The sequence below is a fragment of the Uruburuella suis genome (assembly GCF_004341385.1).
GTDB lineage: Bacteria > Pseudomonadota > Gammaproteobacteria > Burkholderiales > Neisseriaceae > Neisseria > Neisseria suis.
The window spans coordinates 15,758-37,736 of sequence record NZ_SLXE01000001.1 but is presented as its reverse complement, the minus strand read 5'-3'; the positions used below and the strand labels follow the sequence as shown (position 1 = coordinate 37,736).

Annotated in this window: 18 protein-coding genes and 1 CRISPR repeat array; of the genes, 6 read left to right on the top strand and 12 right to left on the bottom strand. The window is 52.5% G+C overall.

The genetic code is table 11. The features are described 5' to 3' along the window. Window positions 1–25 precede the first annotated feature (25 nt). From EV680_RS00150 to coaBC, 6 genes are all read left to right on the top strand, one after another. Entirely contained in the window at window positions 26–1,834 is a 1,809-nt protein-coding gene (locus EV680_RS00150; protein WP_132951959.1) for a DUF294 nucleotidyltransferase-like domain-containing protein, read from the top strand. Then, window positions 1,834–2,454: a 3'-5' exonuclease gene (locus tag EV680_RS00145; RefSeq protein ID WP_132951957.1), complete on the top strand. Its 621-nt coding sequence runs from the start codon at window positions 1,834–1,836 to the stop codon at window positions 2,452–2,454. Before EV680_RS00150 ends, EV680_RS00145 begins: the two co-directional genes overlap by 1 nt. A 486-nt stretch (window positions 2,455–2,940) precedes the next feature. Beyond that, a complete protein-coding gene (locus EV680_RS00140; protein WP_132951955.1) occupies window positions 2,941–3,204 on the top strand; it encodes a DUF4212 domain-containing protein in 264 nt (87 codons plus the stop codon). Window positions 3,205–3,208: 4 nt separating this feature from the next. Continuing rightward, entirely contained in the window at window positions 3,209–4,978 is a 1,770-nt protein-coding gene (locus EV680_RS00135) for a sodium:solute symporter family protein (protein ID WP_132951954.1), read from the top strand. A 71-nt stretch (window positions 4,979–5,049) separates the two neighbouring features. Next, entirely contained in the window at window positions 5,050–5,565 is a 516-nt protein-coding gene (locus EV680_RS00130) for a hypothetical protein (RefSeq protein ID WP_132951952.1), read from the top strand. 398 nt (window positions 5,566–5,963) lie between these two features. Then, window positions 5,964–7,160, top strand: coding sequence for a bifunctional phosphopantothenoylcysteine decarboxylase/phosphopantothenate--cysteine ligase CoaBC (coaBC, locus tag EV680_RS00125; RefSeq protein ID WP_132951950.1), 1,197 nt, complete (start codon window positions 5,964–5,966; stop codon window positions 7,158–7,160). 162 nt (window positions 7,161–7,322) lie between these two features. Continuing rightward, a CRISPR array of direct repeats spans window positions 7,323–8,412; the repeat unit is 32 nt; unit sequence GTTTCAACTCACAGCCGCCCGAAGGCGGCTGG. A gap of 210 nt (window positions 8,413–8,622) precedes the next feature. On the opposite strand, the gene cas2 is transcribed toward coaBC, so the two are convergent. From cas2 to EV680_RS00075, 12 genes are all read right to left on the bottom strand, one after another. Continuing rightward, window positions 8,623–8,916, bottom strand: a complete 294-nt coding sequence (cas2, locus tag EV680_RS00120) for a CRISPR-associated endonuclease Cas2 (RefSeq protein WP_132951948.1) — start codon at window positions 8,914–8,916, stop codon at window positions 8,623–8,625. A gap of 20 nt (window positions 8,917–8,936) precedes the next feature. Beyond that, window positions 8,937–9,110 carry a hypothetical protein gene (locus EV680_RS11890; RefSeq protein ID WP_165870877.1) on the bottom strand — a complete coding sequence of 58 codons (174 nt, stop codon included), beginning with the start codon at window positions 9,108–9,110 and terminating at the stop codon, window positions 8,937–8,939. Between the two features lie 50 nt (window positions 9,111–9,160). After that, window positions 9,161–10,054 carry a toll/interleukin-1 receptor domain-containing protein gene (locus tag EV680_RS00115; protein WP_132951946.1) on the bottom strand — a complete coding sequence of 298 codons (894 nt, stop codon included), beginning with the start codon at window positions 10,052–10,054 and terminating at the stop codon, window positions 9,161–9,163. Window positions 10,055–10,660: 606 nt separating this feature from the next. Next, window positions 10,661–11,404, bottom strand: coding sequence for a pseudouridine synthase (locus EV680_RS00110; RefSeq protein ID WP_132951944.1), 744 nt, complete (start codon window positions 11,402–11,404; stop codon window positions 10,661–10,663). A 169-nt stretch (window positions 11,405–11,573) separates the two neighbouring features. Beyond that, a complete protein-coding gene (locus tag EV680_RS00105; protein WP_132951942.1) occupies window positions 11,574–12,719 on the bottom strand; it encodes a THUMP domain-containing class I SAM-dependent RNA methyltransferase in 1,146 nt (381 codons plus the stop codon). 323 nt (window positions 12,720–13,042) lie between these two features. Beyond that, the gene (locus EV680_RS00100; RefSeq protein WP_132951940.1) at window positions 13,043–14,317 is read right to left on the bottom strand and encodes an MFS transporter; all 1,275 of its coding nucleotides are present in this window, start codon (window positions 14,315–14,317) and stop codon (window positions 13,043–13,045) included. 93 nt (window positions 14,318–14,410) lie between these two features. After that, a complete protein-coding gene (gene xylB, locus EV680_RS00095; RefSeq protein ID WP_132951938.1) occupies window positions 14,411–15,883 on the bottom strand; it encodes a xylulokinase in 1,473 nt (490 codons plus the stop codon). A gap of 10 nt (window positions 15,884–15,893) precedes the next feature. Next, window positions 15,894–17,264 carry a D-arabinitol 4-dehydrogenase gene (gene dalD, locus EV680_RS00090; protein WP_132951936.1) on the bottom strand — a complete coding sequence of 457 codons (1,371 nt, stop codon included), beginning with the start codon at window positions 17,262–17,264 and terminating at the stop codon, window positions 15,894–15,896. Between the two features lie 486 nt (window positions 17,265–17,750). Then, complete coding sequence (locus tag EV680_RS11885; protein ID WP_165870878.1) at window positions 17,751–17,888, bottom strand: hypothetical protein; 138 nt, start codon at window positions 17,886–17,888, stop codon at window positions 17,751–17,753. A 4-nt stretch (window positions 17,889–17,892) separates the two neighbouring features. Continuing rightward, complete coding sequence (gene aspS, locus EV680_RS00085) at window positions 17,893–19,701, bottom strand: aspartate--tRNA ligase (RefSeq protein ID WP_132952235.1); 1,809 nt, start codon at window positions 19,699–19,701, stop codon at window positions 17,893–17,895. A 44-nt stretch (window positions 19,702–19,745) separates the two neighbouring features. Beyond that, window positions 19,746–20,471, bottom strand: a complete 726-nt coding sequence (locus EV680_RS00080) for a DUF502 domain-containing protein (protein WP_132951935.1) — start codon at window positions 20,469–20,471, stop codon at window positions 19,746–19,748. Window positions 20,472–20,790: 319 nt separating this feature from the next. Next, the gene (locus EV680_RS00075; RefSeq protein ID WP_132952233.1) at window positions 20,791–21,942 is read right to left on the bottom strand and encodes a phospholipase A; all 1,152 of its coding nucleotides are present in this window, start codon (window positions 21,940–21,942) and stop codon (window positions 20,791–20,793) included. Window positions 21,943–21,979: the final 37 nt, after the last annotated feature.

Genomic DNA, 21,979 nt, shown 5'->3' with positions numbered 1-21,979 from the left:
ACAAAAATAAACAAGGAAATAGAGCATGGAACGGTTCGACTTCAACCACCCGCCTTTCGACCATCTCAACAACACCGAGCGGCTCATGCTGGAAAAAGCCGTGGACATTGCTTTTTTCAACGATGAAGAAATCATTATCCGGCCGCAGCAGCCCATTGAGCATTTATATGTGGTGATTAAAGGGCTGGTGAAAGAAATCGGCAGCGATGGCGAGGTGATCGCCCTTTATCGGGCGCGCGACACTTTTGAAGCACGCGCCTTGATGGAAGGCCACAGCCAGCATCAATTTGTGGTGCAGGAGCAGGCGCTGGTTTACACCATACCCAAAGCCACCGTGCTCGACATCATGCATTCCAGCCCCCGTTTCAGCGCTTATTTCTACACCAGCGTGGCCGAAAAAATGGCCAGCCTCTCGGGCGATCGCAACAACAGCGAGTTTGAAAGCCTCTTCACCGCCAAAGTGAGCGATGCCTACCGGCAAAACACCGTTTGGCTCGATGGCAGCGCCAGCATACTCGATGCCGCGCAAACCATGAAAACACACAAAACCAAATCGGTGCTGGTGCGCCACCATGAGCAAATCGGTCTGTTCACCGAATCGGCCTTCCGCGACATCGCCATTGCCGGCGCACCAAGCGATGCACCGATTTCGGAATGGTCCACTTTCGATCTGATCGGCATCGATATCGACGATTATGTGTTCAACGCCTTGCTGCGCATGACCCAATTCAACATCCAGCGCGTGATTGTGAACCAAGCAGGCAAGCCGGTGGGTGCGCTCGAGCAAATCGACGTGCTGGCTTATTTTTCCAACCACACCCACTTGGTGGCGCAAAGGCTGGAGCGCGCCCAAACCATAGATGAGCTGGTGGGCATTGCCGCCCAAATGACGCATTCCATTCAGATTTTGCGCAAAAACGGCGTGCGCGCACCGCAGCTGGCGCAATTGATGCAGGTGCTCAACACGAGCCTGTTTGAAAAAGCCTGGCGCCTTTTGGCCACGCCCGAATTATACGAACAAAGCTGCCTGATTGTGATGGGCTCGGAAGGGCGCGGCGAGCAAATCCTCAAAACCGACCAAGACAACGCCCTGATTCTGCGCGAACATGCCGATTTGGCTTTGGCAGAGCAAACCGCCGAGCAATTTTCCGCCACCCTCGAGCGCCTGGGCTATCCGCCCTGCCCCGGCCACATCATGGTCAACAACCCGGCTTGGCGCAAAACCCTGCCCGAATTCAAAAAAATGGTCAGCAGCTGGTGCTATTCTCCCAGCCCCGAATCCATGATGAACCTGGCCATCTTTATCGATGCCAAGCCCGTGGCCGGCGATGCGGCGCTGCTCGATGAAGTGAAAGCGCATCTGCAAAAAACCATGATCAACGATGCCGGCATGCTGATGGCGTTTGCCCGCTCGGTGGAATTGTTTGACGGCCACAGCCGCGGCTTTTTCTCGCAGCTGCTCAGCCGCGGCCAAAACGAAAAGATGGACATCAAAAAAATGGGCGTGTTCCCGGTGGTGCACGGTGTGCGCGCCTTGGGGCTGGAAGCGCGCATCGAAGAAACCAACACCTTCGAGCGCATTCAAAAGCTGATGCAGGCTCGCGTGCTGGATGAGCAGCTGGGCAAAGACACCGCCGAAGCGCTCAGCTATCTGATGGATTTGCGCCTGAAAGCAGGCTTTGCCGCCCTGAGCAACGAAATACCCGAAGAAGCCAACCAAATCGACTTACAAAGCCTCTCCACGCTCGAGCGCGATTTACTCAAAGATGCGCTGCAAGTGGTGAAACGCTTCAAGCAGATGATACACAACCACTTTCATCTGGGGGTGCGCTGATGCAGATAATCGAACGCTTTTTGCGCGCGCGCGAGCGCAAAAAGCTCGCCAACCCGCAATACGATTTCCTCTACGAGCCGCACCCGGATGAAATGGTCAGCTTCGATTGCGAAACCACCAGCCTGGATGTAAAAGAAGCCGAAATCATCTCCATCGGCGCTGTGAAAATCCGCGGCAGAGAAATTCTCACCAGCGAATCGTTTTATGTATTGGTCAAGCCCGAAGGCCTGATGCAGGCGGCCAATGTGAAAGTGCACGGCCTGCGCCCGAAAGACCTTTCAGACGGCATTCCGGTAGAAGAAGCGGTCTATCAGCTGCTTGATTTTATCGGCGGGCGCCCTTTGGTGGGCTATTATCTGGAATACGATGTTGCCATGATCAATAAATTTCTCAAGCCCATGCTCGGCATCCGCCTGCCCAACAAACAAATCGAAGTGTCGAGCATTTATTACCAGCAACAGGCCGAAAGCAATATCCACAACGCCTATATCGATCTGCGCATGGCCACCATGGTGAAAAAGCTCGGCATACCCGACCTGCCCCGCCACGATGCGCTCAACGATGCCATCAACGTGGCCATGATGCTGCTGGCGCTGGAAGCGCGCAAACGCCGCCGATAGCGCACACACCCAGCTTTTGCACACAAGTGTTGCCCACCTTGGTTTTCGTCATTTGAAACATTTAGGCCGTCTGAAAACTTTCAGACGGCCTTTTCACTTTTTCCAACGCCCTAAATACTGTTTTCCCCTGCATGTTTCACCTCAATCCAAACAATTTAGAGCAAATTATCCACGCAGAAACGCTTTATGCACCCTTTTTTCATTTCCATATTTATAAGTTAAATTGCGTTAACAAAGCCTTTATTTACCCTAATTTATGTATTTTTATTTATATATTGCATTAAGCGATATCTTGCATTTTTATGGAAACCATCAGGATAAGTTAGTATCAAATATTTTCAACTATGCTATTCTCCCCACACGTGATTGGTTTGAATCACTGAAAATTGTGTCGGTTCGCTGAAATTGAAGGCTTTTTGCCCCTGATTTCAAACAAGGAAAACGGCATTTCTAATTATAAAATTGTCATCGACAAAGGAGGAAGTCATGTCTGTCAACAAACATGATTCAACCAGCTACTGGAAGGCAAACGTGCGCATTATCACCATTTGTTTGGTGGTGTGGGCATTATGCTCTTACGGTTTCGGCATCGTCTTACGGCCGCTCTTGGCCGGCATCCATATCGGGGGCACCGATTTGGGCTTCTGGTTTGCTCAACAAGGCTCGATTCTCACCTTCATCGCGATTATTTTCTTCTACTCTTGGAGAATGAATAAGCTCGACGAAGAATTCGGCGTACACGAGGAGTAATACCATGAGTCAATTTGTGATTAACTTGATATTCGTGGGCGCTTCTTTTGCGCTCTATTTCGGCATCGCCATTTGGGCGCGCGCCGGTTCAACCAAAGAATTTTATGTGGCCGGCGGCGGGGTGCACCCGGTGCTCAACGGCATGGCCACCGCAGCCGACTGGATGAGCGCAGCATCTTTCATCTCAATGGCCGGCCTGCTCGCCATGGGCGGCTACGGTGCCTCGGCCTATCTGATGGGCTGGACCGGCGGCTATGTATTGCTGGCGCTGCTTTTAGCACCTTATTTGCGCAAATTCGGCAAATTCACCGTGCCCGACTTTATCGGCGACCGCTTCTACAGCCGCACCGCCCGCTTGGTGGCTGTGGCCTGTTTGATTATCGCTTCCACCACTTACGTGATCGGCCAAATGACCGGTGCCGGCGTGGCTTTCTCGCGTTTCCTTGAAGTAAGCAGCACCACCGGCCTGATTATTGCATCGATTGTGGTGCTTTTTTACGCGGTGTTGGGCGGCATGAAAGGCATCACCTACACCCAAGTGGCTCAATATGTGGTGTTGATTATTGCCTACACCATTCCGGCCGTGTTTATTTCGCTCAACCTCACCGGCAACCCGATTCCGCCTTTGGGTCTTTTCAGCAACGAAACCGCCTCAGGCATGCCGCTGCTGCAAAAGCTTGATTTATTGGTAACCGATCTGGGCTTCACTGCCTACACGGCCGATATTCCCAACAAGCTCAATATGTTCTTGTTTACCCTCTCGCTGATGATCGGCACCGCCGGCCTGCCGCACGTGATTATCCGCTTTTTCACCGTGCCTAAAGTATCCGATGCCCGCTCGTCTGCCGGCTGGGCACTGGTGTTTATCGCGCTGCTTTACACCACCGCACCGGCTGTCGGCTCAATGGCCCGCATCAATCTTATCGACACCATCTATCCGCAAGGCGCCGCTGCTGCACCGATTGAATTCGAAGCGCGCCCCGAGTGGATGAAATCATGGGAAACCACCGGCCTTTTGAAGTTTGACGACAAAAACAGCGACGGCAGAATCCAGTATTACAACGACAAATCCGCAGGCTTTGAAGCCACCGCTGCCGAACGCGGCTGGAAAGGCAACGAGCTGACTGTAAACAACGATATCTTGGTATTGGCCAACCCTGAAATCGCCAACCTGCCCTCTTGGGTGATCGGCCTGATTGCCGCCGGCGGCTTGGCTGCTGCGCTCTCTACCGCCGCAGGCTTGCTGCTCGCCATTTCATCCGCCATTTCGCACGATTTGATTAAGAAAACACTCAAACCCGATATCAGCGAAAAAGGCGAATTGATGGCTGCGCGCATCTCGATGACCGTTGCCATTGTGATCGCCACTTGGTTGGGCATCAACCCGCCGGGCTTTGCCGCACAAGTGGTGGCGCTGGCCTTCGGTATTGCCGCTGCCTCAATTTTCCCGGCTTTGATGATGGGTATTTTCTCTAAACGCATCAACAGCGCAGGCGCCACCGCAGGCATGTTGGCAGGTTTGATTTCCACTTGCGTGTATATCTTCCTGTATTTGGGCTGGTTCTTCATCCCGGGCACCAACACTTTTGAAAACGTAGAAGCCAACTGGCTGTTCGGCATCTCTCCGTTGTCGTTCGGTGCAGTGGGTGCTATCATCAACTTCGTTGTCGCGTTCGTGGTGTCCAGCTTGGGCAAAGCGCCGCCGCAAGAAGTGCAAGATCTGGTGGAAAGTGTGCGTTATCCGCGCGGTGCCGGCGGAGCAGTCGACCACTAAGCATTAACTTAACCAATCGGTTTGGGCTTCCGCATCAGGAAGCCCAAATCATTTAACACAAAGGAGCGCCCATGATTTGGGAATTCGTTGCCACCCTATCCGCCGGCATCGGTGCCGCCGGCATCATGATGATGATCCGCCTGTTTATTAAAAAGCTGCCCAAATGGCTGGTGCCGGCAGCGGCCGGCCTAGGCATGATAGGCTTTCAGGTTTATAGCGAATACACTTGGTTTAGCCACACCCGCTCATTGCTGCCCGAGAGCGCCGTGGTGGTGGCCGAAGTGCCGGAAAACGCGTTTTACAAGCCTTGGTCGTATATTAAACCGCAAGTATTGAAATTCGTGGCCATCGACACCGCCAAAACCGCCCCCGTCGGCGAAAGCGGCCAAGTATTGCAAACCAATCTTTATTTTTTCGAGCGCCGCATGAGCGCACAAACCTGGCCGATATTGATTAACTGCCAAACCCGTTTACAAGCCAATGCCCCCCAACAAAATACTGGCGAACCCCTATCCGTTGATGCCGATGCTTGGAGCAAAACCGACTACAGCGAAAAAATCGCTTTAGCCATTTGTCCGAAGCCCTAACGCACATGCGGCAGCATTGCCGGCAAACACAAACAAAGTTTTATCACTTTAAGCCAAGTCTGCTATATTAGGTCGTCTGAAACCTTTCAGACGGCCTAATACCAATCCAAAAAAATAATCTAACTTCGTTGTCTCGCCTTGCCGTACTATCTGTACTGTCTGCGGCTCGCCGCCTTGTTAGCTTACTTTTTTGAATTGGTATAATCATTGATATTTAAAATTCATCTATAGTTGAATGCAAGAAAAAGTGATACAAAACTACGCACCACAACGAGGTAGGTTGGGTTGTCAAACCCAACGTTTCAGACGGCCTGTGGACTTGTTGGGTTTTCAACCCAACCTACCCGTTGCGCCACTTTTTTCTTACATTTCACTATATATTTCAACAATATAATCTTATGACCACTAAAAAACACATTCTGCTCGGCATCAGCGGCGGCATTGCCGCCTATAAATCCTGCGAACTCGTGCGCTTATTGAAAAAACAAGGCCATGAAGTGAGCGTGGCCATGAGCCGCGCCGCCACCGAATTCGTGTCGCCGCTCACCTTTCAGGCTTTAAGCGGCCACCCCGTGTTGGCCGACACCCATAGCGGCGAATCCGGCGGCAACGGCATGGCACACATCAACCTCACCCGCACCGCCGACGTGTTTGTGATCGCCCCCGCCAGCGCCAACACCTTGGCCAAAATCGCCGGCGGCATCGCCGACAACTTGCTCACCAATTTGGCTGCCGCACGCAAATGCCCGTTGGCCGCAGCACCGGCAATGAATGTAGAAATGTGGTTCAACCCCGCCAACCAACGTAACATCGCCCGATTGCAGGCCGACGGCATCAGCATATTCCCGCCCGCCAGCGGTGAGCAAGCCTGCGGCGAAACAGGTGTAGGGCGCATGCCCGAAGCCGCCGAGCTGGCCGATCTCATTCCCGATTTATGGACACCCAAAATCCTAGCCGGAAAAAAAGTGCTCATCACCACCGGCGCCACCTTTGAAGCCATCGATCCCGTGCGCGGCATCACCAATATTTCCAGCGGCCAAATGGGCACCGCCCTCGCCCGCGCCTGCCGCGCCGCCGGTGCCGAAGTCACATTGATTTACGGCCAAATCCAAACCGCTCTGCCGCCGGGCATGGCCGAAAACGTGCATGCCCTGAGCGCACAAGCCATGCACGAAGCCGTGCACCACCGCATTCATACGCAAGACATCTTCATCAGCGTAGCCGCCATCGCCGACTACAAAGTGCGCAACAGCAGCACACAAAAGCTCAAAAAAAGCGCTGACAGCACCCCACCCGTGATTGAGTTGGCCGAAAACCCCGACATTCTCGCCTCAGTCGCCGCCCTGCCCGATGCCCCTTTTTGCATCGGCTTTGCCGCCGAGAGCCACAACGTGCTCGAACACGCCCGCGCCAAACGCCTGAAAAAAAGCATCCCCATGCTGGTGGCCAACGAAGTCTCAATCGCCATGGGCAGCAGCCGTAATCAAGTGACCATTATCGATGCATACGGCGACACCCCCCTACCCGAAATGAGCAAACACGACACCGCCGCCGCCATCGTGCAGCACTTGAGCACACTACTGCATCAAGCATAACAATCAACCCAAGCGGCCAACCAAAGCAAACATCGTCAAATACATCAGACCATTTCCCAGCCACTTGCAGGCGGCTGTGGCTATGAAGATGTATAAGGTGTAACTCACAGCCATGCGAAGGCGGCTAGTTGTACAGCCATTGCTTCGCGCATTCATCAGACGGTTTCAACTCACAGCCGCCCGAAGGCGGCTGGAAATGCCAATGTCGTTTTTAAGAATTCATCAGCTGTTTCAACTCACAGCCGCCCGAAGGCGGCTGGCAGCCTTGTCTGTTGCACGCGCTGATTGTTCTGACGTTTCAACTCACAGCCGCCCGAAGGCGGCTGGCCACGCTCGAACAGGAGTCTGTTCGCACAACTCTAGTTTCAACTCACAGCCGCCCGAAGGCGGCTGGCAATGTGGTCTATTTTTCGGGTGAGATGTCTGAAGTTTCAACTCACAGCCGCCCGAAGGCGGCTGGCACCATCATACAGACAAACAACTACAATATTAAAGTTTCAACTCACAGCCGCCCGAAGGCGGCTGGGAATGAGTCATAATACAATGGAAACATCTTAAACGTTTCAACTCACAGCCGCCCGAAGGCGGCTGGCCAACTGAAAACCGAAGCAATTGCTCAATCAACAGTTTCAACTCACAGCCGCCCGAAGGCGGCTGGGTTGATCTGTATCAAATTGAACCAGTCTATAAAGTTTCAACTCACAGCCGCCCGAAGGCGGCTGGTTGATGGTCGCAGCAGCAGAATCACCTTCCGCTAAGTTTCAACTCACAGCCGCCCGAAGGCGGCTGGACCTCGTATGAGAACTATGATGTGCACTACAGTCTGTTTCAACTCACAGCCGCCCGAAGGCGGCTGGTGTTTAGTACAGGAGGGTTCAAAGGCGGTATGACAGTTTCAACTCACAGCCGCCCGAAGGCGGCTGGAAGAACTGACACGAGAAGTACAGGTAGGGTTTGAGTTTCAACTCACAGCCGCCCGAAGGCGGCTGGCTGGGGATTGAGGGCAAGCTAGGTACGTTTTCAGTTTCAACTCACAGCCGCCCGAAGGCGGCTGGATGGGGGTATTGAAAGGGTTAAGAAAGTTGTTGTTTCAACTCACAGCCGCCCGAAGGCGGCTGGGCAATACTTCGACACCCTCTTTGTCTTGGAAAATGTTTCAACTCACAGCCGCCCGAAGGCGGCTGGTTGCAGCAGCAGGCGGAAGAAATGACGCTAGACCCGTTTCAACTCACAGCCGCCCGAAGGCGGCTGGTGCCGCCGCTGAAACCCTTGGCCCGCAAGGCTTGCATCGCCCTGTTTCGCTAAGGTTTCACCGAAGACACATGGCCTTACTATATCACAGCCAAGTAAGGCCGGTTTTTTCCAAATTGTTAAAGAAATCAAGCCGCGCTGATCTGCGGGCTTTTTGATGAGCACTACAGGTTAGCGCTCGTGCAATCCGTTCAGATAATTCGCCACAAGTTCAGATAATCAGGGTGTCTTTAAAAATATCCACTGCGGCTTTGGCGCCGTGGTGTTCTACTTTGCGCCGCCATTTGCTGCCGAGGTGGTAAAAGCGCAGGCTGTCGGTTTCGGGTTGATAGGTGGCCAGCAGTTTGGCTTTCAGCTGCACCCATTGGTCGGGCGCGAGGTCGCATTCGAATACGGAATATTGCACCCGCACGCCGTAGTCGAGGCAGTGTTTGGCGATGCGGCGCAGGCGGGTTTGGCCTTCGGGGTCGGCTAGGGAGATGTCGTAGGTAATCAGCATCAGCATTTCAGGTAGCCTTTAGCGCATCAGAAACGGTGGGTATTCGGCCAGATCGCCGCGCAGGTGCCGCGCAGGTGCCGCGCCAGCAGCATGGCTTGGATATGGGGCAGCAGGCCGATTTCCACTTCTTCCTGCAAATAGGGGTGGACGATTTTTTCCTGTTTCTTGGCTTGCAGGGTTTGAAACAGCAGCTTATGCATTTTATTTTCTTTGTTGTTTCATTTTAGCAAGTCATGCTGGCATCCAAATCCTATTTAATTACATTTGATTTAAATCGAACATCTCCCACTTCCAATGGCAATGCTTTCAATATTTCATTCAATGCAATCAAATCATTAGCAGGCTTTTTCCAGACATAAGGCTTCAGCATAGCCGGTACAATTCCCTTTTCTCCATTTTCATTAGCGAACACCAAAGTAATAATTGAAAAATTTTCTTCTTGGCGTTTTTTTGCAATTGCATAATCAATCTCACTGGCCAAATATTTTTCATCAGTATAATCAGGAGTAATGAAAAATATTGCTGCGCAAGAATCTGACATTCCTTGCTGTAAAGCTCTTTCTAAATTCACGCCCGCAGACATATCTTCCTCATCTAACCAAGGCGAAAAACCTAATAATTCCAAAGTGCTTTTAAAATGCCGAACTCTATTTTTATTAATACTTTTATGGCTAAGAAAAATTTTCATCGGCTGCATACTCATTTCTACCTTATGTTGTAAAAAATTTAATTTCAAATCACGCTCTAAATCAATAACCCAGTTTTCAAAACCATTACTGCTGTCAAACAAGAAAACTGCATCCCGCCTTTTAAGATTCATCAGCTTAAATACTTCCTTTCTGATTAATTCAGGATTATTTTTATCCTTTCCCGTTAAAGGTAAATTGAGTTCATCAATACCCATAGTTTGCACAAAAACTGTTGGCCCTTGATCAATCAATATCACCACATAAAAATCACCAAAACGGCCAATTTTATAATGTGTTCCTGAAACCACAGGCCAATAATTCAGCATATTTGGAAATTGGAATTTGATGTAAATTTTATATGCTTCAAAAGCGATATCCTTTACGTTTTTATTACCCGTTTCTTGCTCTACCGGAGCATTTTCATAAGCTTGATTTGCGATATCTTGGAAATTCATATTCCATTAACCCTTATTAAAATTTTCAACATGTCATCATAAAGCGACAGATGGCACCTGCCATCCATTTATTTCCCCAAACACCCCCATATACCCCATTCCTTCCAAAAAACTAAGGGCGGCGAAGCAAATCAGCACCAATTTGAGAGATAAGTCTTAATTCACTCTCAATAAATAGTTCCATAAATCTATATTATAATTTAAATTAATTAATTCGCAAAATAAATAAACCACGCGTAAAATAATCACCTCGTTCTGCTATCTAGCTGGAACGTGAGTTGAAACCATGATTCTATTTTATATGACAACAACAAACGCCCCTTACCAGGGGCGTTTTTAATTAACATGAGTTCAGGATAAGCACTGATGTTGTATCAATTCAAAAAAGTAAGCTAACAAGACGGCGAGCCGCAGACAGTACAGATAGTACGGCAAGACGAGATAACGAAGTTAGGTTATTTTTTTGGATTGGTATTAGAAATCGCCGCATTGATTCCACTTCAATGTTGAAAGGTTATTTTTTAAATGAGTATCACATAACAAAGGCCGTCTGAATCTTTCAGACGGCCTCTTCCATTAAAACATCATCATTAAAAGCGTTAGTTATCAAAAGCGCTCGTTTGCGCCCAAATAGCGCCATTGCCCGGGCGGCAGGCGGCCGAGTTTGACTTTGCCCATGCGGATGCGTTTGAGGCCGGTTACGCGCAAGCCCACCAGCTCACACATGCGGCGGATTTGGCGCTTTTTGCCTTGTTGCAACACAAAGCGCAATTGGTCTTCGTTTTGCCATTCCACTTTGGCCGGGCGCAGCGCTTCGCCATCGAGGCTGAGGCCATGGTTGAGCAGACGCAGGCCTGCTTCGGAAAGCGTGCCTTTTACGCGCACGAGGTATTCTTTTTCGATGCCGCTGCCCTCGCCGATCAGCTGCTTGGCAATGCGGCCGTCTTGCGTGAGCACCAATAAGCCGACAGAATCGATATCGAGCCGGCCGGCGGGCGCGAGGCCGAATTTGTGTTGCTCGGTAAAGGTGATGCGGCTCTCGTCGCCCGGCCAATGGTTTTGCGGTGTGATTAATTCGGCGGCGGATTGATAGCCTTTTTCGGCTTGTGCGCTCACATAGCCCACGGGCTTGTTGAGCAAAATCGTTACCCGCTGCGCTTGGCGCTCGTGCGCCTGTTTGTTTAGATCGATGCGGTCTGCCGTGCTTACTTTTTGGCCGAGCACGGCCACTTCGCCGTTGACCTTTACCCAGCCCTGCTCGATATAGCTGTCGGCCTCGCGGCGGGAGCACAAGCCCAGCTCGGCCATGCGCTTGGAGAGGCGCACTGTGTCTTGAGGATTATTTTGCATGGCTGCCTTTCAACGATGCCGCGGTCTGTTTGAGTGGCTGCGGCCTGAATCATAAAGCGTGATTATAACAGAGCAAATCTGCGGGGTATGTTTTCCGGCGTGCAGGGTAACGCAAAAACCGCAGGCCGTCTGAAAGGTTTCAGACGGCCTATTTGTTCACAAAACCATATTATCCGCGGTTGGAACCTTTAACCATATCGATCAGAAACAGGCGGCAATCGAGGTTGCCGTTGTAAAGCGGGATTTTGCGCTTGGGTTGCAGGCGCATGAGCTTGGGCATGTCGCGGTCGGCGGTGAGCATGCCGGCCAGCCAGCCGGCGTAATGCTGCTTGAGCCAGCTGCCCAATTGCGGATAAAGCGCCTGCAAAGCCTGCACTTCGGCCAGGCGCACGCCGTAGGGCGGGTTGGAAATCATGATGCCGCCCTCGCCGTTGGGGCGCGTGGCTTGTACATCTTGCACCTGCCAGCGGATTAAATCGTTCACCTCGGCCGCTTCGGCATTGGCCATGGCGGCGCGTATGATGTGGCGGTCGTTATCGCTGCCGGCTATCGGCGCGGCGGTTTGAAACACGATTTTGGTTTCGGCTTCGCGGCGGATTTTATCCCACAGCGCTTTATCGAAACCTTTGAGCTTTTCAAAGCCGAAGCGGCGCATCAGGCCGGGCGCGCGCTGTGTGGCAATCCAAGCCGCTTCGATGGCGATGGTGCCGCTGCCGCAGAATGGGTCTTGAAACGGCTGGCTGCCGTCGTAGCCGGCCAAAAGCAGCAGGCCGGCGGCGAGGTTTTCGCGCAGCGGCGCTTCGCCCGTGTCTTGACGGTAGCCGCGTTTGAATAAGGCTTCGCCGCTGGTGTCGATAAAAATCTGCACGGTTTTGTCGTTTAAAAACGCGTGCACGCGCACATCGGGCTGGAATTTGCCCACGCTCGGGCGCGCGTTGCAGACTTCGCGAAAAGCATCGCACAAGGCATCTTTGATTTTCAGCCCCACAAAATCGAGGCTTTTCACCTGCGCCCGCTTGCCTTCCACTTTCACCTTAAAGGTTTGCTCGAGCGCAAACCAGTTGCCCCATTTGATGTTGCGGGCGAGCTTATAGATGTCGTCTTCATCGCGGTAGCTGCCTTTGGTGAGCTGAAGCAACACGCGGCTGGCGGTGCGCGCATGCAAATTGGCGCGATACACTTGCTCCAAGCCGCCTTTGCAGGCCACACCGCCGTCGGTCGGCTCGATCTGAGCGCAGCCTTGCGCCTGCAATTCCGCCGCCAACACGTTTTCCAAGCCGCGCGGGCAGGTGATAAAAAGAGAGTAAACAGTCATGGCTTGCCTTTCGGGGTCGTGCCCAATCTAAAAAATAAAATAACAAGCCGGTGCATCAGGTTATTTTTATAGATTGGACATAAGCCACGTTCAGGCCGTCTGAACGCGGTTCAATGCAAAGAGGCGGATTATAACGGATAAACCGATTAAACAATTGAAGAAGCTGAAAATATATTCCGCCCACTGTTTCCATGCCCAGCCGCTTTGCCGTTTGGTTTGCGACACCCAGTTTGTCTTATTGCACTCATTTGTTTTGCAAACAACAAACAGGCCGTCTGAAACCTTTCAGACGGCCTGTGGCCGGCCATGCTGCTTGCCGCTCGTCAACCGACCTGTTGCGCGTCCTCCGCCGGTGCATCAAAGCCCGGCTGCTTCACTTTCAAAAGATAAGTGAGCACAAAAGCAAACAGGTAAAGCGCGGCATAAGCATACACCACACCGATAAAGCTATAGTAAGGCAGCAAAATGGTGGCAATGGTGGGCGCGAGGAAATTAGACATGCCGGCAGACAAATTATAAATCGAAATCGCCGCGCCTTTATGGTTTGGTTCCAGCGTGGTAAACACCGCCGTCATCGGCACAAAGGCCGCCACAAATATGCCCAGCAAAATCGCCGGAATCCAAGCCATGTAGAAATTGTGGCCGAAATGCTGCGGCAGATAATAAAAGCACAGCGTCGACACCGCCATACCGATGCAGCCAAACCAGCGCACCACTTTCATCCAGCCCAGCTTCTCGCCGACTATGCCCCACAACACATTGGAAAACAGCGTGGTGGCGAAAAACACACCCCAGATTTGCAGCCATTCGGGCGTGGAAAAGCCCAGCTCATCCACAAACATCATCGGCATAATCACCGCAAAGCCAAACAGCGACAAGGTATTGATAATGCGGATCATGCTGGCATAAAGCACATTGCGGTTGCTCACCAAAAGCGTCACCGCTCGGCTCAACTCGGTGAATTTTTCCCTCGTGGAAAGATTGTGCATATGTGAAGAAGCATTCACCTTGCGCAACATGGTCACCGCCACCATGCCGCCGGCAAAGCAAAACACCAGCGCCAGCCACAGCGTGCCGCGCTCGCCGATCACTGGAATGGTGAAGCTCGGAATATAGCTGCCGGCCACACCGATGCCGATTGAATAAGTGGTCCAAAACCAGCCCATTGCCGGGCTGATTTGCGAGCTGTGCACATTTTGCACAATCATCACGATAAATGAATAGAGAAACAGCGGATAAGCGAAGCCGCGTATGCCGTAAAACAATAAAATCAGCGGATAATTGGCATCACCCAAGCCAAACACCAAAAAGAGTATGTGAAACACACACCACAGCACAAAGCCGATAATCATCGCCTTGCGCGGCGTGATGATTTCGGCAAACACGCCCGACACCCAAGCCGATAGCGCCGCGGCCAAACCGTAAACGGAAAAAGCCAGCGAAGATTGCGATTGCGTGAAGCCCAAGCTGGTAATGTGATGGGAAAGAAACGCCAGCTCAAAGCCGTCGCCGGTCATAAACAGCGCAATGGCGATATAGCCCCATACCAGATTCAGGGGCAGACCCAGCCATTGCTTGGTCACTGCGGAAGTGTTCATAAAATACCTCTCTCGCTTGAAACAGAAGCGGGGCCGTCTGAAAAAAGACTGCACCCGTGCCGGCAAGCCGCTACGGCAGCCTGCCGCAGCTGATTAAAAAGATGATTTTTCCCTGGATGCCGAATCGTTTTGATACAACGAACGAAATATTTGATAGCGCCTTTGCAAATCTGCCAATCGCTGCGGCTGCGGCCGGTAAACCTTGTCGACCTCAGGCTTGGTGCACACTTCGGCTTCGGTTTTGCCATCGGCCAAAGCCGCCAGCCGTGCCGCGCCGAGCGCGCCGCCGGTGGCGCCGCCTTGATGGGTGAAAATGTGCAGCTGCAAAATATCGGCCAGCAATTGCGCCCAAAAAGGGCTGCGGGCGCCGCCACCGAGCAAAGAGCATTGGCTGATGCCCGTGCCGCTCTCTTTCAACACCCGCACACCGTCGGCTAAGCCGAAGCCCACGCCTTCGAGCACCGCATAGCCCATTACCGCGCGGTCGGCATTGTGGCGGATGCCGTAAAACATACCGACGGCAGCCGGATCATTGTGCGGCGTGCGCTCGCCCGAAAGATAAGGCAGAAAAACAGGCGCTTGCGCTTTGGCTTCATCGCTCAACGCTTCGATTTCTTGCAGCAATTCGGCCTCTTTCACCCCCACCAGCCTGCAATACCAGCTCAAGCAAGCCGCGGCGGAAAGCATCACGCTCATTTGATGCCAGCGCTCGGGCAAAGCATGGCAAAAGCAATGCACGGCCGATTCGGGTGCCGGGCGGTAAGCTTCGTTTACCACAAACACCACGCCCGATGTGCCCAATGAAATAAACGCATCGCCCGGCTGCACCGCACCCACGCCCACGGCGCTGGCGGCATTGTCGCCCCCGCCGCCGGCCACAATCACGCTTGCACTCAAGCCCCATTGCCGTGCAATTTCGGGCAGCAGCGTGCCGCTGTTGGCGCTGCCTTCCACCAAAGCAGGCATATGGCTTCGGCTTAAGCCGCATTTTGCAAGGATTTCATCCGACCAGTTGCGCTTGGCCACATCCAGCCATAAAGTGCCGGCGGCATCCGACACATCGGATATTTTTTTGCCGGTCATCAGCAGGCGGATATAGTCTTTTGGCAGCAACACCGTGGCGGTTTGGGCAAATATTTCCGGCTCGTGCTTTTTCACCCACAAAAGTTTGGGCGCGGTAAAGCCGGGCATGGCCAGATTGCCGGTAATGGCATGCAGATTAGGCGCGGCCGCTTCCAACTCGGCGCATTCTTGAGCGCTGCGGGTGTCGTTCCACAAAATCACCGGCCGCAGAAGTTTGTCGGCAGCATCCAACAGCACCGCACCGTGCATCTGGCCGGATAAACCGATGGCACTCACCGCTTGCCAACGCGCGCCGGCTTGCGCACGCAGATGGGCGATTAAATCATTGGTTACTTGCCACCATTCGGCGGCCGATTGCTCCGACCATTGGGGATAAGGGCGCTGAATCGTCAAGGGCATGCCGTGGCTGAGCACGATTCGGCCGTGCTCATCCATCAGCAGCGCCTTGATTTCAGAAGTGCCGAAATCAAGACCTAAATACATGGCCTGCTCCTTAAGCGATAAAAGTGCGGGCTTGGGCTACTTTTTCACGCAGCAGCGCTTCAAAGTCGGCATTGCCGGCCAATTCGCCAAACAAGGCTTTATCTTGGGCAAACACCTGCACCGGATCGGCAGATTGATACATGGCATGCACCGCCGCTTCATCAATAATGCCGTCTTGATAGGCAAAGGGCAGCTTGCCCTGATGCCATTGCTCCATAAACACGAAAAACAGCGCCGGCAGCAAAGCCGTGGCCTCGGGGCGTACGCCGCTGCGGTAGCGCTCAATCAGCGTCGGCTGGATTTGGGCGGGAATTTTCGAGAAACCGTCCGCCGCCACGCGTTGATTGGTGTCTTTGATATGCGGGTTGGTAAAGCGCTCCAACACCACATCACGATAGGCCGGCAAATCGATGCCGTTGTCGCCCAGGCTCGGAATCACATCTTGGGTAACATAATCATAAGCCACTTGGCGCACGCGCTCGTTCAGCGTGCTGTTGTGGATAAACGATTCGCCCTGCAACGTGCCCGCCCACGCAATCACGGCATGCGGCACATTGAGCACGCGGATTTTCGCCTCTTCATACGGAATCACCGAATCCACCAGTTCCACGCCCACTTCTTCCAGCGCCGGGCGCACATTGTCTTTGAAATTATCTTCAACCACCCATTGGATAAAGGTTTCGCCCATCACCGGCGCTTTATCCGCGATGCCGGTTTTTTCCTGAATGCGCGCGGGCAAATCCTCGGCCGGGCGCGGCACAATGCGGTCGACCATGGTGTTGGGCGTGGTGGCGTTGTCTTTCAGCCAAGCAATCACATCTTGCTGGCCGGTGAGCGTGAGAAATTCCACCAAACCATCGTGGAAACGCTCGCCATTGTGGCGCACATTGTCGCAGCAAAGCAAAGTCACTTTGCCATCGGCCAGCTGCATACGCTTTTTCAGAATTTTGGCAATAATGCCGTAGATGGTTTCATGGCCGCCCTGCAAATCGGCTTGCAGGCTGGGGTTGCTTTGGTCCAAGCGGTATGCACTGTCGAGATAATAGCCTGCTTCGGTCACGGTAAAGGCAATCACTTTAGTGGCTTCAGCCGCGCCCTCTTCAATCAGCGGTGCCAAATCGGCCTGCCACGGCAGCAATTTTTTAATCGACTTAATCACCTCATAAGCGCGCTCATCATGCGGGCTGATGGTTTCCAGCACATATTCGCCGTTTTGCGCCTGCAGCGCCTGCACCGTGTGTTCGCTGTCGTTGCGGATATTGCCTGCCGCAATCGCCCAGCTGTCGTTGCCGGCTTTAATCAATTCGTTGAGATACCACGCTTGATGCGCGCGATGGAAAGAACCCAGGCCGATATGCAACCATGTGTATTGTTGGCTCATAGAAAAACCCTCCTAAACATTTATTGTTTGTAAAAAGCGGATGAAATTTGATCTATTTCTTGTAGTTATATGAAATTAATTTGTGTATTTTACATAAATGCACCAGCAAAATCACAAGTAATTAAACTAGATTTAATTTATTGATAAAAGTAATATTGCTACAATTATTTTAAATAAAAATCAATGCTTTAAATGAAACAACTCGATTTTCATCAACATCTTATCTAGTCACCCTCATCTATTCCAACGCTTTCGATCATTTTTACTCTCTAGTATTCAACCCGTTTTAATTACATACAGTTACAAATAAATAGATTTACAGAAATATTTATTTTAAAACTGTATGATTATTTTAAAATCAGACATAAATCCGACCATTTCGCACGCCTTCCTCATTAATGAAACACCATCGAATATTAATAAAATTAATAACAAAAGGCCGTCTGAACGGTTCAGACGGCCTTTTCACAATCATCCGTTTTTCATTTATTTCACGCAACAACAGGCAAAGCGCTTGTTGCTGCCGGCGTAATCCCGCAGCATTTTTTGATGGATTTCATGATAAAAAAGGCCGTCTGAAACACTATTGTGTTTCAGACGGCCTTTGTCTTTATGGCAGCTCAAGGCATCAAACTTCTTTGCTCTCTGCCGCTTTTTGGCGCAAACGCAAACCCAATTCGCGCAATTGTTTATCGTCCACATGATTGGGCGCATCCACCAGCAAGTCTTGCGCGCGCTGGGTTTTCGGGAAGGCAATCACATCGCGGATGGATTCGGCACCGGCCATCAATGTTACCAAGCGATCAAGGCCGAAGGCCAAGCCGCCGTGCGGAGGCGCGCCGAATTTGAGGTTGTCGAGCAAGAAGCCGAATTTGTTTTGCTGTTCTTCCGGGCTGATTTTCAGCGCCGCAAACACTTTTTCCTGAATGTCGGCGCGGTGGATACGGATGGAGCCGCCGCCGATTTCCCAGCCGTTGAGCACCATATCGTAGGCGCGGGCGAGGCAGTTTTCGGGGTCGCTGTCCATCAAGTCTTCATGGCCGGGTTTGGGCGAGGTAAACGGATGGTGCATGGCAGCATAGCGGTCGTTTTCTTCGTCGTATTCAAACATCGGGAAATCGACTACCCACAGCGGCCGCCATTCGTTGGTGAAGTAGCCGCCTTCTGCACCGTGCTCATGGCCGATTTTGATGCGCAAGGCACCAATGGCTTCGTTCACCACTTTGGCTTTATCCGCGCCAAAAAAGATGATGTCGCCGTTTTGGGCGCCGGTTTGCTCGATAATGGCTTTCAGGGCGTTTTCCGACAAGAATTTCACAATCGGGCTTTGCAGGCCGCTGTCTTCGCCGTTGGAAAGGTTGGTCACATCGTTCACTTTAATGTAGGCCAAGCCTTTGGCGCCGTAAATGCCGACAAATTTGGTGTATTCGTCGATGTCTTTGCGACTCAATTTCGCACCGCCGGGCACGCGCAAGGCCACCACACGGCCGCCTTTCATGTCGGCTGCGCCGCGGAACACTTTGAATTCTTCCGTTTTCATCAATTCGGTAAGCTCGGTGAATTTCAAGTCGACGCGCAAATCGGGTTTGTCGGAGCCGTAGTAAAACATGGCTTCGCTAAAGGGCATGCGCGGGAAGTCGCCCAACTCTACATTCAGCGCGTCTTTAAATACTTGCTTGGCCATGCCCTCGGTGATGTTCATGATTTCGTCTTCGCCGAGGAATGAGGTTTCCAAGTCGATTTGGGTGAATTCGGGTTGGCGGTCGGCACGCAAATCTTCATCGCGGAAGCATTTGGTGATTTGGTAGTAGCGGTCGAAACCGGCCACCATCAGCAATTGTTTGAACAATTGCGGCGATTGCGGCAGCGCAAAAAATTCGCCCGGGTGCACGCGGCTGGGCACGAGGTAATCGCGTGCGCCTTCAGGGGTGGAGCGGGTGAGCATGGGGGTTTCGATGTCGATAAAGCCTTGCGCATCCAAGTAGCGGCGCACGCCCATGGCCACTTTATAGCGCAATTTCAGATTATTCTGCATCACCGGGCGGCGCAGGTCGATTACGCGGTTTTGCAGGCGCACGTTTTCGCTCAGGTTTTCATCGTCGATTTGGAAAGGCGGCGTGGCCGCAGCATTTAAAATGTCGATTTCTTTGGCCAAAATCTCGATTTTGCCGGACACCATTTTATCGTTGGTGGTGCCTTCGGGGCGGTTGCGCACGCGGCCGGTGATGCTGAGCACGAATTCATTGCGTGATGAATCGGCGGTGGCAAAAGCTTCGGGGGTGTCGGGGTCGATCACCACCTGCACAATGCCTTCGCGGTCGCGCAAGTCGATAAAAATCACACCGCCGTGGTCGCGCCGGCGGTGCACCCAGCCTTTAACGGTAACGGTTTGGTCGAGGTATTGCTCGTTAATCAAGCCACAATAGTTGGTACGCATAATCATCCCTTTGGGTGTTTTCATTATTTAAATCATTTTTTAAATCATTTAAGGCCGTCTGAAGGTTTTTCATCAGCATTGCCCGAGCTTTCAGACGGCATCGATTCAAACAGGCTGTGTTGCAAATGTTTGGGCACTTCGGGCAGCACCATGCCCAGCGAAATCACATATTTGAGCGCATCGTCCACGCTCATGTCGAGTGTGCGCACATCGCTTTTCCTCACCATAATGTAATAGCCGCCGGTGGGATTGGGCGTGGTGGGCACATACACGCTGAGGTATTCGCCGCCTTCGGGCAGGCTTTGGCGGATGTTGTCGGGGATATTGCCCGACACAAAGGCCAGCGTCCAGATATCGGGCTGCGGAAACGGCACCAGCACCGGCGTTTTAAACGATTGGCGCGAATCGGAAAGCAGTGATTCCGACACTTTTTTCACGCTGGAATAAATCGATTTCACCACCGGAATGCGCCCGAGCAGCGCATCCCAGGCGGCGATGATGCGCCGGCCGAGCACATTGGCGCCAAACAAGCCGGTTACAAACAGCACCAACACGGCCACAATCACACCCAAGCCGGGAATATTGAAACCAATCAAATGCATAGGCTGCCAATGCTCGGGCAGCAGGTTAATCAGCTGGTCGGAGGCGGAAACGATATAGGTGATCACCCACAAGGTTACCGCTATCGGCAGCCACACCAAAATGCCGGTGATAAGGTATTTTTTCAGCGCCTTGCCTATGCCGCCGCTGTCGGCCGTGTTTTTTGCCATGAGTTGCTTAATCTTTTGTATTGCTGCCCAAACGGCGCATTATACGCGCTCGGGCGGCAAGAAACGAGTGTTTTCCAACGGTGTGGCGCCCATCTCAAAAAGCAGAGCCGCGAGCTGGGCGGCTTGATGCCGTCTGAATGTTTTTTTTTGCACAAACGGGCACGGGTGTTCTGACATTTCGTTTATGAGCGGGATTTTGTTTCTGGGCATGCAGATGCAAAGCAAAAACGCAGCGAGATTGGGCACCTTGCGAGGCTTTTCGCCTTGCAAGCACGCTTGTGCCCTCAAATCTTACGTGCGGATGAAATGTGAACAGCCCCTAAAACCCATCCCAATCATTAAACATCAAACCGAAGCCGATGCTGTTGTGCTTGTGGTTGTAATCAAGCAGGCTCTCGCCATAGCCGTGAAAGCCCTGCACATAAGCTTTCAGACGGCCTTTGAGCGGAAAGGTGTAATCGGCCTGCACGCCGCCCTTGCCGGTTTTCGGGTTGTAGCGCATGGTGGCGGCCATGGTGCGCTGGTCGTTAAAGCGGTATTGCAGGCGCAAATTGCCATAGCCCATATAATCGGCAATATCGGGGTTGTCGTTATCGTCGCCGTTGCCGTTAAACACCGGCGCCCACACTTTGGGAATCACCGTAAACTTGCCCCATTCCATACCCGCCATGGCGTAAACCCGGTTCCACGAGCGCGACAGCGGCCGCCCCTGCCCGTTGGATTGATGCACAATGCCCGCGCCCAACATACGCAGCTTGCCGCCGCCGGGCAGATCGGCTTTCACCGGCTGGGTGATAAACATTTCGGGCATATAATCGTTATTGCGAAACGGTGCCGATTTCTCACCCTGGCTCCACAGCTGCCAATGCGAGGTTTGCGTGTAGCCAAACCACATATCGGCGCGGGTTTTAAACAAATCTTCCATCAATTTGGTTTTAAACGACACCTGCATTTTGGCTTCGAGCCGCTTTTGCTCGGTCGACACCGCATCGTCTGCCACACCGCGCGAGGGCGATTCGGGATAGCGGTTGGGGCTGCTGTTGTACCAGGCCGGCAGCAAATACATGGGATTGTGCTCGCGCACCGTCAAAATGCCGCGCGGATCGTTTTGGTCGAGGTCATACATCTGGCTCAAAGGCGTGTAGGCCTCGGCCGCTTCCACCAGCGTTTGCGTCGGCTCGGTGTTTGCCACCGTGGGGCGCTCGTCAAACACAATCTTGGTTTCGCCTTTATCCAAGCTCTCGTTAACGGTGCGCACCAAATCCACCGATTTTGCTCCGGCCATAGCCGCTGCGGGCGGCGTAGCGGGCGGGAATTGCGCGGCATACACTTTATCGAAACACGCCAAGCGCATGGCATTATCCTGCACCAGCGTGCATTGCAGCGCCGCATCGTTGGCGGCGGCACTTGCAACCGGCGGCCAAGCCGCAGCCAAGCTGGCAGCGGCCAATATCCAAGCGGGTTTCACCATCATGTATCGCCTCTTATAAACAAACAGGCCGTCTGAA

Coding starts and splice junctions, on each gene's coding strand:
- EV680_RS00150 (WP_132951959.1), top strand. CDS start 26: ATGGAACGGTTCGACTTCAACCACCCGCCTTTCGACCATCTCAACAAC.
- EV680_RS00145 (WP_132951957.1), top strand. CDS start 1,834: ATGCAGATAATCGAACGCTTTTTGCGCGCGCGCGAGCGCAAAAAGCTC.
- EV680_RS00140 (WP_132951955.1), top strand. CDS start 2,941: ATGTCTGTCAACAAACATGATTCAACCAGCTACTGGAAGGCAAACGTG.
- EV680_RS00135 (WP_132951954.1), top strand. CDS start 3,209: ATGAGTCAATTTGTGATTAACTTGATATTCGTGGGCGCTTCTTTTGCG.
- EV680_RS00130 (WP_132951952.1), top strand. CDS start 5,050: ATGATTTGGGAATTCGTTGCCACCCTATCCGCCGGCATCGGTGCCGCC.
- coaBC (WP_132951950.1), top strand. CDS start 5,964: ATGACCACTAAAAAACACATTCTGCTCGGCATCAGCGGCGGCATTGCC.
- cas2 (WP_132951948.1), bottom strand. CDS start 8,916: ATGCTGATGCTGATTACCTACGACATCTCCCTAGCCGACCCCGAAGGC.
- EV680_RS11890 (WP_165870877.1), bottom strand. CDS start 9,110: ATGCATAAGCTGCTGTTTCAAACCCTGCAAGCCAAGAAACAGGAAAAA.
- EV680_RS00115 (WP_132951946.1), bottom strand. CDS start 10,054: ATGAATTTCCAAGATATCGCAAATCAAGCTTATGAAAATGCTCCGGTA.
- EV680_RS00110 (WP_132951944.1), bottom strand. CDS start 11,404: ATGCAAAATAATCCTCAAGACACAGTGCGCCTCTCCAAGCGCATGGCC.
- EV680_RS00105 (WP_132951942.1), bottom strand. CDS start 12,719: ATGACTGTTTACTCTCTTTTTATCACCTGCCCGCGCGGCTTGGAAAAC.
- EV680_RS00100 (WP_132951940.1), bottom strand. CDS start 14,317: ATGAACACTTCCGCAGTGACCAAGCAATGGCTGGGTCTGCCCCTGAAT.
- xylB (WP_132951938.1), bottom strand. CDS start 15,883: ATGTATTTAGGTCTTGATTTCGGCACTTCTGAAATCAAGGCGCTGCTG.
- dalD (WP_132951936.1), bottom strand. CDS start 17,264: ATGAGCCAACAATACACATGGTTGCATATCGGCCTGGGTTCTTTCCAT.
- aspS (WP_132952235.1), bottom strand. CDS start 19,701: ATGCGTACCAACTATTGTGGCTTGATTAACGAGCAATACCTCGACCAA.
- EV680_RS00080 (WP_132951935.1), bottom strand. CDS start 20,471: ATGGCAAAAAACACGGCCGACAGCGGCGGCATAGGCAAGGCGCTGAAA.
- EV680_RS00075 (WP_132952233.1), bottom strand. CDS start 21,942: ATGGTGAAACCCGCTTGGATATTGGCCGCTGCCAGCTTGGCTGCGGCT.